This is a genomic window from Quisquiliibacterium sp., from assembly GCF_982640115.1.
This window is the reverse complement of the sequence record NZ_CEXFHW010000086.1, coordinates 1-16,111: the sequence shown is the minus strand read 5'-3', so window position 1 is coordinate 16,111 and position 16,111 is coordinate 1. Positions and strand designations below refer to the sequence as shown.

Sequence of the window (16,111 nt, the reverse complement as noted above, 5' to 3'; positions counted from 1 at the left end):
CATTGAGGTGCGGCCGCAATCGGTCTTCCGCGGCATTGCCGGCGGCGCCTGGAGCAACCCGGCAAACTGGGATGTGATGCCCGAAGGCGCCAATGTGGCCTCGGTGCTGATCCCGTCGACCAGCGGCGTTCCGGTGGTGTTCGATGGCGAGGCGCTCGCGGTGCGGCTGCAGTCCTTGACCAATGCGGGGGATCTCGTCCTGGCGGCTCGCGGGCTGGAGGCTGCGCGGATCAGCAACCAGGGCCGCCTGACGGTGGGCGCCGGGGTCAGTCTCGACCTCTCAGGCCGCACCGTCAGCGGCTCGGGTACGCTCAACAACCTGGGTGCGCTGCAACTGGCGGGCAGCACCCTCGAGGGGCAACTGGTCAATGCCGGTACGGTTGCGCTCTCCGGCATCAACCGCGTGGGTTCGGTGACCAACAGCGGCCGGGTGACGCTCGCTGACGGCATCACCACCCTGGCCGGGCGCTATGCGCAGACCGCCGGCGCCACCCGCCTGGGCGCCGACGGCGTGACGCCGGCCACGCCGCCCACGCTGGCCGCCGAGGCTGTGGTGATCGACGGCGGCAGCCTTCAGGGCACTGGGCGGATCACCGGCTCGGTCAGCGTGAACGGTGGCATGCTCGCGCCGGGAAATTCCCCGGGCGCCATCGGCATCGGTGGCGATCTCACCCTGGGTTCGGGCGCCAATGTCGCCCTCGAACTCGGCGGTACCCGAGCAGGCAGCTACGACAGTCTCGCCGTCGAGGGCGCAGCTCGTCTTGGCGGCACGCTCTCGATGAGCAGTGTCGACGGGTTCATCCCTGCAGCCTCGGACAGCTTCACGGTGCTCAGCAGTGGCTCGTTGAGCGGCACCTTCGCCGGCATGACCACCAGCGGCACCGCGTTGGCGGGCTTCCTGACCACCCAACTCAAGGCTGATGTCGGTGGTGTCTTGCAGAGCCTGCCTTTCCCGACCATGGCCCCGGATCCGTCGGCGGCCTCCGCTATCCAGACCGCCCTGCTCACCACACAGGCCGGGACACAGACAAGCTCGGCGTCCTCGACCAGCGGCTTGTCGGGCTCTGGCGCCGTGTCGGGGGGCGGCAGCTCGGCGGGTTCGAGCGGCAGCGGAACCGGCAGCACATCCGGATCGAGTTCCACCGGTAACGGCACCAGCAACGGTTCCGCTGCGGGCTCCAGCAGCTCCAGCTCCAGCGGCAGCAGCTCCAGCGGCAGCAGCAGCAATGCCGGCAGCACCGGCAGCGGGACCGCGAGCACCGGCGCTACCGACCTTCCGGTAGTGCGCCGCTCCACCGTGCGTTCTCTCGAGTTGCCTGATGCACCGGCCGACAAGTCCTCCTCGCGCGAAGTCCGTCATGTGAAGGAGGACAAGAAGGACAAGACCGACCAGAAGGAGCCGGCGTGCTGATGTGGCAGGCTCGCCTCGGCGCCCTGTTCGTGTTGCTGATGGTCCTTGGCCAGTCATCGGCCTGGGCCAACACCGTGGCGGCGGTGCTGCGCAGTGTCACCGGCACGGTCTTTGCGCAGCCGGCCGGCGGCCAGCCGCGGCTGGTGTCGGTGGGCACCGAACTCAAGGTGGGCGACACCGTCGGCACCCAGAAGGGCGCCTTCGCCCTTCTGGTCTTTGCCGATGGGTCGCGCGTGGCGCTGCGCCCCGAGAGCGCGATGATCATCCGGGGCTACAGCTACAAGGCCGATGATCCCGCCAATGATCAGATGTCGGTGCAATTGCTCAAGGGCTGGCTGCGCAATGTCTCCGGCCAGATCGGCAAGCGCGGCAACGACGCCGCCTACCAGCTGCAGGTGAACGACACCACCATCGGCATCCGCGGCACCGACTTTGCGGTGCGGCTGTGTGACGAGGCCTGCGCCGCCGAACCTGATCCGGTGCCCGAGGGCGTGCTGCCGCAGTCCGGCCGGCTTGGCCAGGTGCTGGCCACCGCCCAGCCTCTGGCGCGCACCCGTGATGGCGTTGCCACGGCCGAAGCCAGCGTGAGCTCTGCGGTGTTCCTGGGCGAGGTGATCACCACGACCGAGACCGAGGCCGTGCTGGGTCTGGATGACGGCACGCGCGTGGTGATGGGGCCTGGCACCGAACTCGCCTTGCGGGCCGAGGAAGACGAGCGCGGTCGTCGGGCCATCCGCCTGGACCTGCTGCGCGGCGCCTTGCGCCTGGCCACGCCGCCGCAGCCTGGAGCCCGGCTCTACGGCCTGCTGGTCAATGCCGGCGAGCTGATCGGCATGCGCCAGAGCGCCACGCTGGATGTGAGCTGCGAGCGGCCCGCGCGCAGTGCCGGCTTCGCCTGCGACGAGAGCTCCGCCCTGCTGCGAAGCGGCCAGTCAGATGTGCTGTCGACGACGGCGCTGCGCTCGCTGCGACCCGGCCAGCCGGCGCGTCTGTTCGATCCGGCGAGCCAGTCGGGTGCTGGCGCCGAGCCTGCCCGACCCGGCGTGCCGGTGCCTTCATCCGGCAGCCTGCCGTTCGACGAGTCGCTCGCCTGCACGCCGCAGCCAGGAGTGGCCTCGCGGCTGGATGTCGCGGCGGTCTGGCCGCGCTGGGCGCCGGCCCAGGAGGATGGCGCCCCCGCAAGGCCGGCCCACCAAGGCCTTCGTCTTCCGGTGCAGCTCGCGCCGGGAAGCGCGCCCATGCCGAATGTGCGCGGCCTGTTCGATCCGGCCGACCTGCCGGTGGACGCAGTGCGTCCGCCCATCAGCACCCAGCGCCCGGGTGCCGGCATCTATGCCGCGGTCTTCGAGGGCGTGATCACCATGGGCAACCCCACCGGCCGGATCTTCATCCCCGCCAGCCAGGGCGGATTCGCGCCCGTGCTCGGCACCACGGCGCCGCCGCGGGTGCTGCCAGCGGCGCCGCGCTTCATGGAAGTCGACCGCGAACTGCAGCGGCCGCGGCTCTTCCCCGGTCAGTGCGTGCGCTGAGCCCGCCGCTCGTCCGCGCGACCGATGTCCCCGAGCTTGCCATCCCCGGTGCGGTTGTGCGCTGACGCGCTGGGCTTTGCCTACCCCGAGCAGACGGTCTTCGAGGGCCTGAGCTTCGAGATCGGGCCTGGCCTGTCGCTCATCCTCGGTGGCGATGGACGGGGCAAGACCACCCTGCTGCGGCTGCTGGCGGGCGACCTCGCGGTCACCGCGGGCCGGCTCGAGCGGGAGGTTCCGTCGCTGTTTGCCGTCAAGCCCGACAACCCGGCGGATGACGCGCTCACCGCCCGCCAGTGGCTGGCCCGGCGGCGCGCTGAGCATGCACGCTGGGATGCTGCCCGTGAGCGCCGACTGATCGAGGGGTTTGCCCTCGAGGCACAGCTCGACAAGGGCCTGTTCATGCTGTCCACCGGCACCCGCCGGAAGGTCTGGCTCAGTGCGGCCCTCGCCTGCGGCGCCGCGCTGGTGCTGCTGGAAACGCCCTTCAGCGCGCTCGACCTGCCTTCACGCCGCTTCCTGGGCGGCCTGTTCAAGGAGGCCGCGGGCTCATCGACCCAGGCCCTGGTGGTGGCCGATCACGCCTTGCCCGAGGAACTGGCCGATGCGCCCCTCACGGCGCAGATAGCGCTCGGCGACTGAGCCGCGCGCCTGCTCAGAGATCGAGCGCCGGCCGGTAGTCGTTGCCGGGCACGAAGCGCCAGCGGCCCACCCAGGTTGCCAACAGCCCGGCCGCCAGCGCGGCAAGCACCACCAGACCCAGGGCCGACAGCCACTCGCTGTCGAAGGCACCGAACATGCTCGCCCGCACCGCCCGTACCACCCATGTGAAGGGCAGCCAGGGATTGAGGTGCCGGAAGAACTCGCTGGTCAGTTCGATGGGCACGATGCCGCCGGCCGACGACAGCTGAACGATCAGCAGCATGGAGGCCAGCGCCATGCCGGCATCGCCAAAGGCGCGCACCAGCGCGAGCGTGATCAGCATGAAGCACACCGAGGCCGCGGCCAGCGTCAGCACCAGACCCACGGGGTGGGCGGCCTGGATGTTGAGCGCGAACCGCGACATGAGCAGTACGGCCAGTGCCTGCGCCAGCACGACCAGCACCGGCAGACAGGCCTTGCCGAGCAGCAGTGCCGGCCGGCCAATGGACTCGACCTCCCGAGGCAGCCGCCTGAGGTTGACGATGAAGCCGGTCATCACTGCGCCCAGCCACAGCGCCAGCGGCAGGAAATTGGGTGCGAAACCGGTGCCTTCGTTGCTCACCGGCGCGTCGATCTGCACCTCGGGCTCCACCGAGGCCGCCAGGCCCCGCGCCGTGCCCCCGATCGATTCGACCTGGGTGGGCAGCGACGCGGCGAGCAGTTCAAGGCCCGCGTTCAGGCGCAGCGCGCCCGCCTTCAGTTCGACAGCGCCGGCAGCAAATTGCCGCGAAGCCTCCACCTGCTGCCGGGCGCCCGTGGTGAGCGGCTCGAACTGTTCGTCGACGGGCAGGGCCGCGCTCAGGCCTGTCAGGCCTGCGGTCAGTGCGCTGAGCCCTTCGGTCAGCGGCATGAGGCTGCGAGTGATCTCGGCGCCAGAGGGTCGTGCCACGCTCGCCGTGCCGCCGGGCAGCGGAGCGATGGTGGTCTGACCGGTTTCCTCGGGCAGTTGCGCGCCGGCACCGGGGCCCAGGGCGAGCATGGCGCCGCGGGCCTGTGAATCGAGGGCACCGGCCCGTTCGGCGAGCTGTTTCACGCCGGCCGCCGATCGGCGCGCTCCATCGACGAACTGGACGGTGCCTTCGGCGAGCTGCGCAGCGCCCGTGACCAGTCGCTCGCTTGCGTCTGCCGCCTGCGCCAGCCCCTGTGTCTGCGCCTGTGCGCCCTGACGCAGTTGCGCGAGTCCGGCCCGGAACTGCTGCAGGCGATCACCGGTGCCCGCGGCTTCGCCCAGCACCAGAGACCACCGGCGCTCGTTGATGGCTTCGTTCACCCGATGGCCGAGCTCATCGGCGAAGCGCCGTGCAAAGCCGGCACCGGTGTAGTTGTTGCCCTCGGAGGCGTACACCACGAGCTTGCCGCCACCGGGCCGCTCCCCGGCCAGCGCCTCGGCGCTGAAGTCCTTCGGGATGATCAGCGCGAACAGGGTGCGACCGGCGCGCACATCGCGGCGCGCCTGCGCCTCGTTCTCGCCCATGGTGAAGCCGAAGGCGCGGCGTTGCTGCAGGGTGCGGCTCAGCTCTTCGCCAAGATGGACCTGGGTGCCGTGAAAGCGCGCACCCTGGTCGAGATTGACGATCACGGCCGGCAGCGCACCGGTGCGGCTGGCGGGATCCCAGACCGATTCGAGGTAGATCAGCGCATACAGCGCAGGGATCAGGACGATGCCCGCCAGCGACAGGCGGAAACGCGGGAACCGCGCCAGCAGGCCGCTCTCGAGGCGGGCGACGGCGAGCGCATCGCGCAGCACGGACATGGCGGCGTGATGCCCCTCAGATCGCGATCTTGCTGCCGAGCTCCACCACTGCGTTATTGGGCAGTTTCAGGAATTCGGCTGCGGCGCTGGCGTTCAGGTGCATCTGGGCGAACAGGCGCTCGCGCCAGGGCGCCATGCCCCCGCCCAGGGTGGGGATCACGATATCGCGCGACAGGAAGTAGCTGGTGGTCATCGGCTCGAGCGCCACGCCACGGCCCTTGAGCTGCTCGAGCGCCAGGGGCAGATCGGGGTCGTTCTTGAAGCCGTAGTTCACCACCACCTGCCAGGCGTTGTGGCCCAGCGGTTCGATCTCCAGGCGCTTGTCGAGTCCCACCCAGGGTATCTCGTGGCTGCGCACGGTCACGAACAGGTTGTGCTCGTGCAGCACCTTGTTGTGCTTGAGGTTGTGCAGCAGCGCGTGCGGCACCGTGCCGGGCTGCGCCGACAGGAACACGGCAGTGCCCTCCACCCGTGCCGGCGGCACTGCGAACACCGCGTCGAGAAAGCCCGAGAGTTCGAGGCCATCGGCCTCCAGGGATCGGTTGAGCAGTCGGCGCCCTTCGTGCCAGGTGGTCATCAGCAGGAATACCGCGCCGCCGATCAGCAGCGGAAACCAGCCGCCGTCGGCGAGCTTGAGCAGGTTCGAGCTGAAGAAGGCCAGATCGATGATGAAGAAGAAGCCGGTGGCGGCCACGCACAGCACCCAGGGATAGCCCCAGCCGTAGCGGATCACGAAGAAGGTGAGCACCGTGGTGATCAGCATGTCGAGGGTGACCGCGATGCCGTAGGCCGCGGCGAGATTGCTGGAGTTCTTGAACAGGGCCACGGCCAGCACGATGGCTGCGAACAGCCCCCAGTTGACGAAGGGGATGTAGATCTGGCCGGTGTCCTTGATGCTGGTGTGCTGGATCTGCAGGCGAGGCAGGTAGCCGAGCTGGATCACCTGCTTGGTCACGCTGAAGGCGCCCGTGATCAGCGCCTGCGAGGCGATCACCGTGGCCATGGTCGCCAGGCCCACCAGCGGCAGCAGCGCCCAGCTGGGCGCCATCTTGTAGAAGGGATTGCTCACCGCCTGCGGGTCGCTGAGCAACAGCGCGCCCTGGCCGAAGTAGTTCAGGATCAGCGCCGGCATCACCACCGAGAACCAGGCAAGGCGAATGGGCTTCTTGCCGAAGTGCCCCATGTCGGCATAGAGCGCCTCGCCGCCGGTGACGCACAGCACCACCGCACCCAGGATGATGAAGGTGGTGCCCGGTTGTTCCCAGATGAAGCGCAGGGCATGGTGCGGGCTGACCGCCCAGAGTATCTCGGGGTGATCGATGATCTTGGCCACGCCCAGCACCGCGATCACCACGAACCAGACCAGCGTGATCGGTCCGAAGAGCCGGCCGATGCCCGCGGTGCCGCGCTTCTGCACCGCGAACAGCGCCAGCAGGATCACCAGGGTGATGGGAATCACGGCGCTGCGCAGGGCCGGCGAGACCACCTCGAGGCCCTCCACCGCCGAGAGCACCGAGATCGACGGGGTGATCACCCCGTCGCCGTAGAACAGGCAGGTGCCGAAGATGCCGATCAGCAGCATCGCGCTGCGCAGCCGCGGTTTGTCGCGCACCGACTGGGAGGCCAGCGCCAGCATGGCCACCAGCCCACCCTCGCCATGGTTGTCGGCCCGCAGCACCAGGGTGACGTACTTCAGCGACACGATGAGCGTGAGCGTCCAGACGAAGATGGACAGCACGCCGTAGATGTTCTCGGGAGTCAGGGCCAGGTGTCCGGTGTGGAACACCTCCTTGACGGCATACAGCACGCTGGTGCCGATGTCGCCGTAGACGACGCCGATGGCACCCAGGGTGAGGGCGCCCAGGGAGGACCTGGAAGGGCTCATGACGCAAAAAGGCAGCCCGAAGGCTGCCTCCCCGTGATGTTGTTTCCGCTATTGTGCGCCTCTTCGGCCATTCCCGCGCGTGCCCCGCCCCCGCCCCGCGTCATGTCCCTGGAGACCTGGTTGCTCTACCTGCTGGCTGCCACCGGCCTGTCGCTGTCGCCGGGCCCCAACAGCCTGCTCGCCCTTACCCACGGCGCGCTGTACGGCTGGCGCCCGACGCTCGCCACCATCGCCGGGGGCGCTTTCGGCTTCGTCGCGCTGATCGCGCTGTCGCTCTTCGGCATCGGTGCGTTGCTGGCATCCTCGCCGGTCTGGCTGCAGGCCCTGCAGTGGTCGGGGGGAGGCTATCTCGCGTGGCTGGGCGTCCAGGTGTGGCGCGCACCGCCGATCCGGCTGCATCTCGGTGCTCCGGCCGATCCGGTATCGCCCTGGACCCTCTGGCGGCAGGGGTTGCTCGCCGCGCTCACCAATCCCAAGGGGGTGCTCTTCTTTGCGGCTTTCCTGCCGCAGTTCATCGATCCACAGCGCAGCCTGGTCCCGCAATTCCTGCTCATGGCGGGCACATTCGCCGTGGTGGAAGCGCTCACCGAGGGACTGCTCGCCGCGACGGCCCATCGTTTCAGCGGCTGGCTCGGGCGTGTGGGTCGGACCTTCAATCGGGCCTGCGGTGCCCTTTTCATCGCCATCGGCGTGCTGCTGCCCCTTCGGGGCTGAACCGGCGCTTTTCCAAACGGAGACTTCTGGTGAGATTCACGGACGAGACCCTGGCGCGGCACAACGCCAATCCCCTTTACCGCACCACCGGCATCCGTCTGCAATCGGTTGCCGACGGGCAGGCCGCATCGAGCCTCGCCCCCGAGCAGCCGATGTGCTGGCCCACGCCCGGGCAGCCCCACGGTGGCATCGTGTTCACGGTGATGGACACCACCATGGCCTTCGCCGCGCTCTCCAACGGCGAGGAAGGCAGCGGCAGCGCCACCGTCGACTGCAGCATCCAGTACACCGCGCCTGCCCGTCAGGCGCCGTTCCAGTGTCGCGCCCACACCGTCAGCCGCACCGGGCGCACGGCCTTCGTGCGCGCCGAGCTCACCGACGCGCAGGGCACCACGGTGGCGCTGGCTCAGGGCACCTTCCGGCTGTTCGCGCCGCGCACCGCCGGGGCCTGAACCCGCGGCATGCCGGGCGGAAGGCCGTGGCGGTGACGGGCGCGCCGGCCCTCAGCCGAAGCGCTTGCCCAGATAGCTGAACAGGGTGCGTACGGTCTGGGCCTCGCCGCCCACCGGGCGGCCCGGTCTGGGTGCGTCATTCCAGCCGAAGAGGTCGATGTGCAGCCAGTCGATCTCCGCCGGCACGAAGTGCTCGAGGAACAGCGCCGCGTTGATCGCCCCGCCCATGGCGTTGCGCCCGGTGTTGACGATGTCGGCGATCTCGCTCTCGATGCCGCGGCGGTAGTCCGGCCACAGCGGCAGGTGCCACAGCGGGTCTTCCGTGCTCAGCCCCAGGTCGACGATCTCGCGGGCCAGCGCCATCCGCCGGCAGAAGAGCGCCGGCAGCTGCGGACCCAGTGCCACCCGTGCCGCGCCGGTGAGCGTGGCCAGGTCGATCATCAGCTCGGGACGCGACTGCGCACCGTAGGCGAGCGCATCGCACAGGATCACCCGACCCTCGGCGTCGGTGTTGCCGATCTCGATGTGCAGACCCTGACGGGTGCGGATGATGTCGCCGGGGCGGTAGGCATTGCCCGCGATGGCGTTCTCGACCGCCGGGATCAGCAGCTGCAGCCGCACCGGCAGCTTGCTGGCCATCACCAGCTGCGCCAGGGCCAGCGCGGTTGCGGCTCCGCCCATGTCCTTCTTCATCTGACGCATGCCCTCGGGCGGCTTGATGTCCAGGCCGCCGGAATCGAAGCACACGCCCTTGCCCACCAGGGTGAGGCGTCGCGCCTTCGGGCTGCCCCAGGTGAGCTCGATCAGCCGAGGAGCCCGGCTGGCGGCGCGACCCACCGCGTGCACGGCCGGAAAGCCTGCCTCGAGGAGCTCCTCCCCGACGATCTGGCGGAAGCGGCCGCCATGGGCGCTGGCCACCGCCTTGACCGCATCGGCCAGTTCGGCCGGGCCAAGGTCCTCCGCGGGGGTGTTGATCAGGTCGCGTGCCTGGCTGATCGCCGATGCCGTGAGCAGCCCCTGCGACGCGGCCGCGCCCGGCGCGATCATCAGTTCGGCGGCCGCCCGGCGTGGCGCCTTGTAGCGGCTGAAGGCATAGCTGCCGAGCGCCCAGGACAGCGCTGCAGCCTGCGGATCGGGCGGCAGCCCCTCGGTGCCGAGCCGATAGCGCCCCTCGGGCAGGCCACGGGGCAGGGCCGACAACACCCAGGGGTGGGCCGCGCCGTGCACGCCGACCCAGACCTCGCGAAGCGCGCCCTGCTCATCGGGCACCAGCGCGTGACTGTCGGGCGCGCCCTTGAAGCCGCAGGCAGCGAGCCAGCGGCGGGTGACGGGCGTCTGCTGCCCGATCAGCGCCGGGAACGACTCGCGATCGACGAGATGAACGGGAACGGCGCCCGGAACGGGCTTGCGCAGGACGACGGTCATGGCGGTGAAAGACGCGGAAGGCGATGCCGGCAAGCATACGACGCTTCCTGGTCGATGCCGCGGCCCATCGGCCAGGAACCGCCGTTCATCCGGGCCCCGGCCGTGGCGGACCGAGCGTGCGCAAGCATGGGGGCTCAAGTTCCGCCCGCCCCGCGGCGAGTTCCGTTTTACCGCCGCCGAGGACCCCCCATGCAAGCAGACCCAGCCGCCGAGAGGGCGTTGCCCGCCCCGGCCGCGGACGCGCCGCCGCGGCCGGTCGCCGCTGCGCCCGGCGTGGCCCGTCGCCCGCGCGCGCCGCAGACCGGTCTGACCGTGGCGTCGCTGATCATGCTGGCGGGCTGCGGCGCGGCCGATTCCGGTGCACCTGCCTCGGCTCCCTCGATGACGGGTGTCGGGGGCGGGCCGCTGCCCATGCCGGTCACCGCGGGGGACAATCCGGTGCCCGCCCCGGTCGCGGTCTCGCCCGCGCCTTCCGCATCGCCGGCAAACGCGCCTTCCGTGGCCCCGTCACCCGCCCCGGTGCCGGCTGCGGTCCAGCCTTTCGATCTGGCCGCGGCCTCGCGGCTGCTCGGGCAGGCCAGCTTCGGCGCCACCAGGACCGAGGTGGCGCGCACGCAGGCGATGGGCGCCAGCGCCTGGGTCGACGAGCAGCTTGCGATGCCACGCGGGCAGACGATGGTCGAGTGGCTGCGCGCCCAGGGCTATGAGGCCAGCAGCTTTGCCACGGCCAACACCCACGCCAACTACGCGATCTGGCGATCATTCCTGACCCGCAGCGACCAGTTGCGCCAGCGCATGGTCTACGCGCTGTCGCAGATCATGGTGGTGTCGATTCCCGGCATCACCACGCCCTGGCCAGCCTTTGCCGCCGCACGGTTTCTCGACATCCTCGATGAGCATGCCTTCGGCCGGTTCAGGGCCTTGCTGGAGGCGGTCACGCTATCGCCCGCCATGGGTGTGTACCTGTCGATGCGCGGCAGCCAGAAGGCCGACGCCACCGGCCGCCAGCCCGACGAGAATTACGCCCGTGAGGTGATGCAGCTCTTCACCGTGGGCCTGCAGGTGCTCGATCCCGATGGCACGCCGCGTCTGGTGAATGGCGCGCCCGTGGACACCTACGAGTCCGATGATGTGTCCGGGCTCGCCCGGGTGTTCACCGGCTGGGACTATGTCAGCGGGGCAGGCATCGACGACACCACGCCGGTGCGTGCGATCACCGCCATGGCCCATGTGGCCGGTCGCCACGAGACGGGTGCCAAGTCCTTCCTGGGCGTGACCATTCCCGCGGGCACCTCGGGCCCGGCCAGTCTTGCCATCGCCCTCGACACGCTGGTCGCGCATCCCAATGTGGGTCCCTTCATCTCGCGCCAGCTCATCCAGCGCCTGGTCTGCGCCAATCCCTCGCCAGGGTATGTCGGCCGGGTGGCGGCGGTCTTCGCCAACAACGGCGCCGGTGTGCGGGGCGATCTGCGTGCGGTGCTCAGGGCGCTGCTGCTTGATCCCGAGGCGAGGAGTCCGACCAGCGCCAACGGCGGCGGCAAGCTGCGCGAGCCGGTGCTGCGGTTCACCCAGTGGGCACGCGCCTTCGGCGTGAGTTCGCCCTCGGGACGCTGGGCGCTGGGCAGCCTGTCCGATCCGGCCACCCGCCTCGGGCAGAGCCCGCTGCAGAGCAGTTCGGTGTTCAACTTCTACCGGCCCGGCTATGTGCCGCCGGGCACCGCGCTCGCCGCTGCAGGGCTGGTCTCGCCCGAGATGCAGATCGCCACCGAGACCAGTGTGGCGGGCTACCTCAACTTCATGCAGACCGCGATTGCCAGCACCACGACGCTGGCCGGGGCCGACCTTCGCCCCGACTACACGGTCTGGCTGCCGCTGGCCGGTGATCCGGTGGCGCTGGTGACCGAGCTCAATCTGGTGCTGGCCGCCAATCAGCTCGGCGCAGCGGCCCTCGCCACCGTGGTGAGCGCGCTGGCGGCCATGCCCGCGGGCACCGACGCGCAGCGCCTGAACCGGGTGCGCGCCGCGGTGCTGCTGGTGATGGCCTGCCCCGAGTATCTGGTCCAGAAGTGAGAACGCTGCGATGACCGCTGCCGCCAGCCGACGGGAGTTCCTGCGGCGCGCTGCCGCCCTGGGTATCGGCGGCGCTGCGGCGCCGCTTGCGCTCAGCCTGGCAGCCATCGGCGAGGCCGCTGCACAATCGGCAGGCGATCACAAGTCGCTGGTCTGCGTGTTCCTGTTCGGCGGGAACGACCATGGCAATACCGTCATCCCCTATGACGCGGCCGGCCACGCCAACTACGCCACGCTGCGTTCCACGCTCGCGATCGCCCGCAGCCGGCTCGCGGGCACGGTGCTCAACCCGCTCAATCCGCTGTCGGGTGGCCAGCAGCTCGCGCTGGCGCCCGAGCTTGCGCCCCTGCTGCCGGTGTTCGATGCCGGCCGCCTGGCGGTGCTGCTCAATGTGGGGCCGCTGGTGCAGCCCACCACCAAGGCCCAGTACACCGCCCGATCGGTGCCGCTGCCGCCCAAGCTCTTCTCGCACAACGACCAGCAGTCGGTCTGGCAGTCCTGCCTGCCCGAGGGCGCCACTTCGGGCTGGGGTGGACGCATCGGCGACCTGTTCGCGGCCGGCAATGGCAATGCCACCTTCACCTGCATCAGCGTCTCGGGCAATGCGGTCTACCTCGCCGGCCGATCTGCGGTGCAGTACCAGATGAGCAGCACCGGGGCCACCGCCATCACCGGGATCGGCGCCACCCTCTTCGGCTCGGCGGCGGCCGCGCAGGCGCTGCGCGCCCTGAGCACCAGCGCATCGGGCAGCAACCTGCATGAGCGCGAACACGCCCGCCTGGTCAGCCGCTCGATCAGCGCCAGCACCGAGGTCGGCGCGGCGCTGGCTGCCGCCCCCACGCTGAGCACGGTGTTCCCGGGCACCGGCCTCGGTGGGCAGTTGCGCATGGTGGCGCGCATGCTCTCGGCGCGGGCCACGCTCGGCGCGCGTCGGCAGGTGTTCTTCGTGAGCCTGGGCGGCTTCGACAACCACGACAACCTGCTGGTCGACCATCCCGCGCTGCTCACCCAGCTTGCCGGTGCCCTGCAGGCCTTCGACGCGGCGCTGACCGAACTCGGCCTTCAGAACCAGGTCACCACCTTCACTGCCAGCGACTTCGGACGCACGCTCACTTCCAACGGTGACGGATCCGATCACGGCTGGGGCGCCCATCACCTGGTCATGGGCGGCGCGGTGCGCGGTCGTCGCCTGGTTGGCAGTGCTCCCGTGCTGGCCAACAACGGACCGGATGATGTCGGCCAGGGCCGGCTGCTGCCGACCACTGCGGTGGATCAGCTCGGCGCCACCCTGGCTACCTGGTTCGGGGTGTCGGCAACCGACCTGCCCACGGTGCTGCCGCAGATCGGGAACTACTCGGTGCGCAACATCGGCCTGTTCGGCTGAGCCGGTCCGGTCCACCAGACCGGCCCCGCGCTGGCCGCAGGCCGCGGGCTGCATTACCCTGAGCGCCGCCCTCTCAAGGATGCGCCATGAGCCAAGACAGCCCCATCTTCTGGAAGAAATCCCGCGTCGAACTGCGAGCCGCCGGCTTCGATCCCGACAAGGCCGCCGACACCAATGCGGTGGTCACCATCGCCAGTGCCTGGACCAACGCCCACCGCTGCAACAACCGGGTGCGCACAGTCACCGACCTGCTGATCGATCTGCTCGCCGAGCGCGGCGGGCAGGGCCTGGTGGTGGGTGCACCGGCCGTGTCCGATGCGCTCACCCAGGGCACGCCCACTGCCGGTTACAGCCTGGTCTCGCGCGATGTCGCGGCCGACTGCTTCGAGATCGGCCACTACGCCCACCACGGCGAGGCCATGATCGTGATCTCGGGCTGCGACAAGACCGGCGCGGCTGCGCTCATGCCGCTCGCGCGCACCAATGCCTTCGGACTGGTGCTGTATCCGGGCACGAGCTCGCCAGGGCAGGTGCCCTTCGAGCCCTGGGCCTCCAAGGGCAACAACATCACCATCATGGACTACGCCGAGGGCCGGGCCGCGCAGGAGGCCGGGCGCATATCGGCACAGGAACTGCTCGAGCTCGAACGCAATGTGATGCCGGGCAGCGGCACCTGCGGCGCGATGTTCACGGCGAACACCATGAGCACCGTGGCCGAGTCGATCGGCATGATGCTGCCGCACGGCGCCTCGCATCCCGCCGACTTCGACGCCAGGAGCGACATCCACCCCGATGTCCGCGCCCAGGCCCGCGCCAGCGTGGATGCGCTCTACCGTCTCATGGCCGCCGGCATCCGTCCGCGCGACATCATGACCGTCAAGGCATTCGAGAACGCCATCACCACGGTGTATGCCATGGGCGGCTCCACCAATGTCTACCTCCATCTGCTGGCCATCGCCCGCGAGGCGCAGGTGCCGATCACCATCGAGCACATCCAGGCGGTGGGCGAGCGCGTGCCGCTGATCGCGAACCTGCAGCCGCATGGCCGCTACGCGATGGTGAGTCTGCATCAGCTCGGCGGCGTGCCGTTGGTCATGAAGGAACTGCTGCGTCACGGTCTGCTCCATGGTGATGTGATGACCGTCACCGGTCGCACCCTGGCGGAGAACCTCGCCGATGTGCCCACGCTCGAGCAGCTCGGCGAGCAGGATCTCGTGCGGCCGGTGTCGCGCCCGCTGGCTGCACCCAACAATCACATCAGCGTACTCAAGGGCAACATTGCGCCGCAGAGCTGCGTGCTCAAGCTTTCGGGCAAGACCCTCGAGAAGGGCGTGTTCCGCGGCACGGCGCGGGTGTTCGAGTCCGAGGCCGCCACCATGGCGGCGATCCGCGCCGGCGAGATCGTGCCGGGTACCGTGGTGGTGGTTCGCAATGTCGGGCCGGTGGGCGGGCCGGGCATGCCCGAGATGGTGATGCTCACCATCCAGCTGCAGGGCCGAGGTCTGGCCGAGGATGTCGCCCTGATCACCGACGGCAGGTTCTCCGGTGTCTCGCACGGGATCCTGATCGGCCACATCTCGCCCGAGGCTGCCCGCGGCGGCCCGATCGCGGCAGTGCGCGATGGCGACACCATCGTGATCGATCCCGGCGCGCGCACCCTGCAACTCGAGGCTTCCGACGAGGAGATCGCCCGCCGCATGGCCGACTGGCGTGCGCCCGACCTTTCGGATCGGGTGCGTGTGGGCTCGGTGCACGACAAGTACGTGCGCCTGGTGTCCTCGGCGCACTTCGGCTGCGTGCTCTGAGCGAGGCGGGCTCGCGCGCGGGCGCAGCGCCCCGCGCGGCCTGCTCAGCGCGGCCTGCTCAGCGCGCGGCCATCCAGAGCACGCCGGCCAGGGCCAGCATCGCCAGCCAGACGGTTTCGCCCACCATCATCGCCAGCGGCCGCCAGCCGGCCTCGCGCAGCGCCGCCACCGAGGTGCGCAGGCCGAGCGCGGCGATCGCCATCACCAGCAGGGCGCGCGACGCATCGCCGATCGGGCCTTGCGCCGCCGCGGGCACGGCGCCCAGGGTGTTGAGCGCGGCCAGGGCCAGGAACACCAGCAGAAACCAGGGCAGCAGCGCCGGCTTGCGCAGCGGTACGGTGTCGTCGGCGGCCGGCAAGGCGGAGCGGGCCCAGATGCCGATGCCCAGCACCACCGCCGCCAGCAGCGTCACGCGCGCGAGCTTCACGATGACCGCCGGCTCGCCCACTGACGGGCCGGCGATGAAGGCCGCGCCCACCACCTGGGCCACATCATGGATGGAGGCGCCCAGGAATACGCCGGCGAGCGTCGGCGGGAGCGCAAGTGCGGCGGTGATCATCGGGTAGATCAGCATCGCGATGGTTGACAGCGTGGACACGCCCACCACCACCAGCAGCGTGAAGCGCTCCTGGTCGCGCGATCGCGGCAGCACCGCGGCGATGGCCAGCGCCGCCGAGGCGCCGCAGATCGCGGTGGCCCCGCCCGAGAGGAGGCCCTGCGCCGGCGTCAGCCGCAGCAGCTTCGCGAGCAGGCAGCCCATGGCCAGGGTGGAGGCCACGCAGGCCACCACCAGCAGGCCGGTGGCCCAGCCGAGGGACGCGAGGTCGGCCAGGGCGATGCGCGCGCCCAGCAGCGCCACGCCCAGGCGCAGCAGCCACTTCATGCACAGTTCGATGCCGGCCCGGGCCTGATCGCTGTCGCCGAGCGTGTGCAGGGACATGCCCAGCAGCAGCGCATAGAGGAACTGAGGGCCGCCGTACTGCC

At 70.2% G+C, this 16,111-nt stretch carries 12 protein-coding genes; 8 read left to right on the top strand and 4 right to left on the bottom strand.

What is annotated here, in order from left to right:
* The 3 genes from AC2H6A_RS11160 to AC2H6A_RS11150 form a co-directional block, all read left to right on the top strand.
* Positions 1-1,411: hypothetical protein (locus tag AC2H6A_RS11160; protein WP_484273506.1), on the top strand; the 1,411-nt coding region annotated here is incomplete at its 5' end.
* A complete protein-coding gene (locus AC2H6A_RS11155) occupies positions 1,411-2,940 on the top strand; it encodes a FecR domain-containing protein (RefSeq protein ID WP_484273508.1) in 1,530 nt (509 codons plus the stop codon). The genes AC2H6A_RS11160 and AC2H6A_RS11155, both read left to right, overlap by 1 nt.
* Positions 2,941-2,964: 24 nt before the next feature.
* Positions 2,965-3,579: an ABC transporter ATP-binding protein gene (locus tag AC2H6A_RS11150; RefSeq protein WP_484273504.1), complete on the top strand. Its 615-nt coding sequence runs from the start codon at positions 2,965-2,967 to the stop codon at positions 3,577-3,579.
* A gap of 13 nt (positions 3,580-3,592) precedes the next feature.
* Here AC2H6A_RS11150 and AC2H6A_RS11145 read toward each other — a convergent pair whose 3' ends face one another.
* Positions 3,593-5,392 carry a YhgE/Pip domain-containing protein gene (locus AC2H6A_RS11145; protein ID WP_484273502.1) on the bottom strand — a complete coding sequence of 600 codons (1,800 nt, stop codon included), beginning with the start codon at positions 5,390-5,392 and terminating at the stop codon, positions 3,593-3,595.
* Between the two features lie 16 nt (positions 5,393-5,408).
* Positions 5,409-7,277, bottom strand: a complete 1,869-nt coding sequence (locus AC2H6A_RS11140) for a potassium transporter Kup (RefSeq protein WP_484273500.1) — start codon at positions 7,275-7,277, stop codon at positions 5,409-5,411.
* A 102-nt stretch (positions 7,278-7,379) separates the two neighbouring features.
* Here AC2H6A_RS11140 and AC2H6A_RS11135 point away from each other — a divergent pair, with 102 nt between their 5' ends.
* Together AC2H6A_RS11135 and AC2H6A_RS11130 are read left to right on the top strand one after the other, a co-directional pair.
* The gene (locus tag AC2H6A_RS11135; RefSeq protein WP_484273498.1) at positions 7,380-7,991 is read left to right on the top strand and encodes a LysE family translocator; all 612 of its coding nucleotides are present in this window, start codon (positions 7,380-7,382) and stop codon (positions 7,989-7,991) included.
* A 29-nt stretch (positions 7,992-8,020) separates the two neighbouring features.
* Positions 8,021-8,443 carry a PaaI family thioesterase gene (locus AC2H6A_RS11130; protein ID WP_484273496.1) on the top strand — a complete coding sequence of 141 codons (423 nt, stop codon included), beginning with the start codon at positions 8,021-8,023 and terminating at the stop codon, positions 8,441-8,443.
* A gap of 51 nt (positions 8,444-8,494) precedes the next feature.
* Here the strand turns inward: AC2H6A_RS11130 and AC2H6A_RS11125 are convergent, their stop codons facing one another.
* Positions 8,495-9,868 (bottom strand): leucyl aminopeptidase family protein, encoded by a 1,374-nt coding sequence (locus AC2H6A_RS11125; protein ID WP_484273494.1) that lies wholly within the window; start codon positions 9,866-9,868, stop codon positions 8,495-8,497.
* A 498-nt stretch (positions 9,869-10,366) separates the two neighbouring features.
* Here AC2H6A_RS11125 and AC2H6A_RS11120 point away from each other — a divergent pair, with 498 nt between their 5' ends.
* From AC2H6A_RS11120 to AC2H6A_RS11110, 3 genes are all read left to right on the top strand, one after another.
* On the top strand, positions 10,367-11,938 hold the full coding sequence (locus AC2H6A_RS11120) for a DUF1800 domain-containing protein (RefSeq protein WP_484273493.1): 1,572 nt from the start codon (positions 10,367-10,369) through the stop codon (positions 11,936-11,938).
* A 10-nt stretch (positions 11,939-11,948) separates the two neighbouring features.
* A complete protein-coding gene (locus tag AC2H6A_RS11115) occupies positions 11,949-13,322 on the top strand; it encodes a DUF1501 domain-containing protein (RefSeq protein WP_484273491.1) in 1,374 nt (457 codons plus the stop codon).
* Between the two features lie 86 nt (positions 13,323-13,408).
* A complete protein-coding gene (locus AC2H6A_RS11110; RefSeq protein ID WP_484273489.1) occupies positions 13,409-15,127 on the top strand; it encodes a dihydroxy-acid dehydratase domain-containing protein in 1,719 nt (572 codons plus the stop codon).
* Positions 15,128-15,185: 58 nt separating this feature from the next.
* Here the strand turns inward: AC2H6A_RS11110 and AC2H6A_RS11105 are convergent.
* Positions 15,186-16,111 (bottom strand): YeiH family protein (locus tag AC2H6A_RS11105; protein WP_484273487.1); only part of this gene is annotated, 926 nt, incomplete at its 5' end.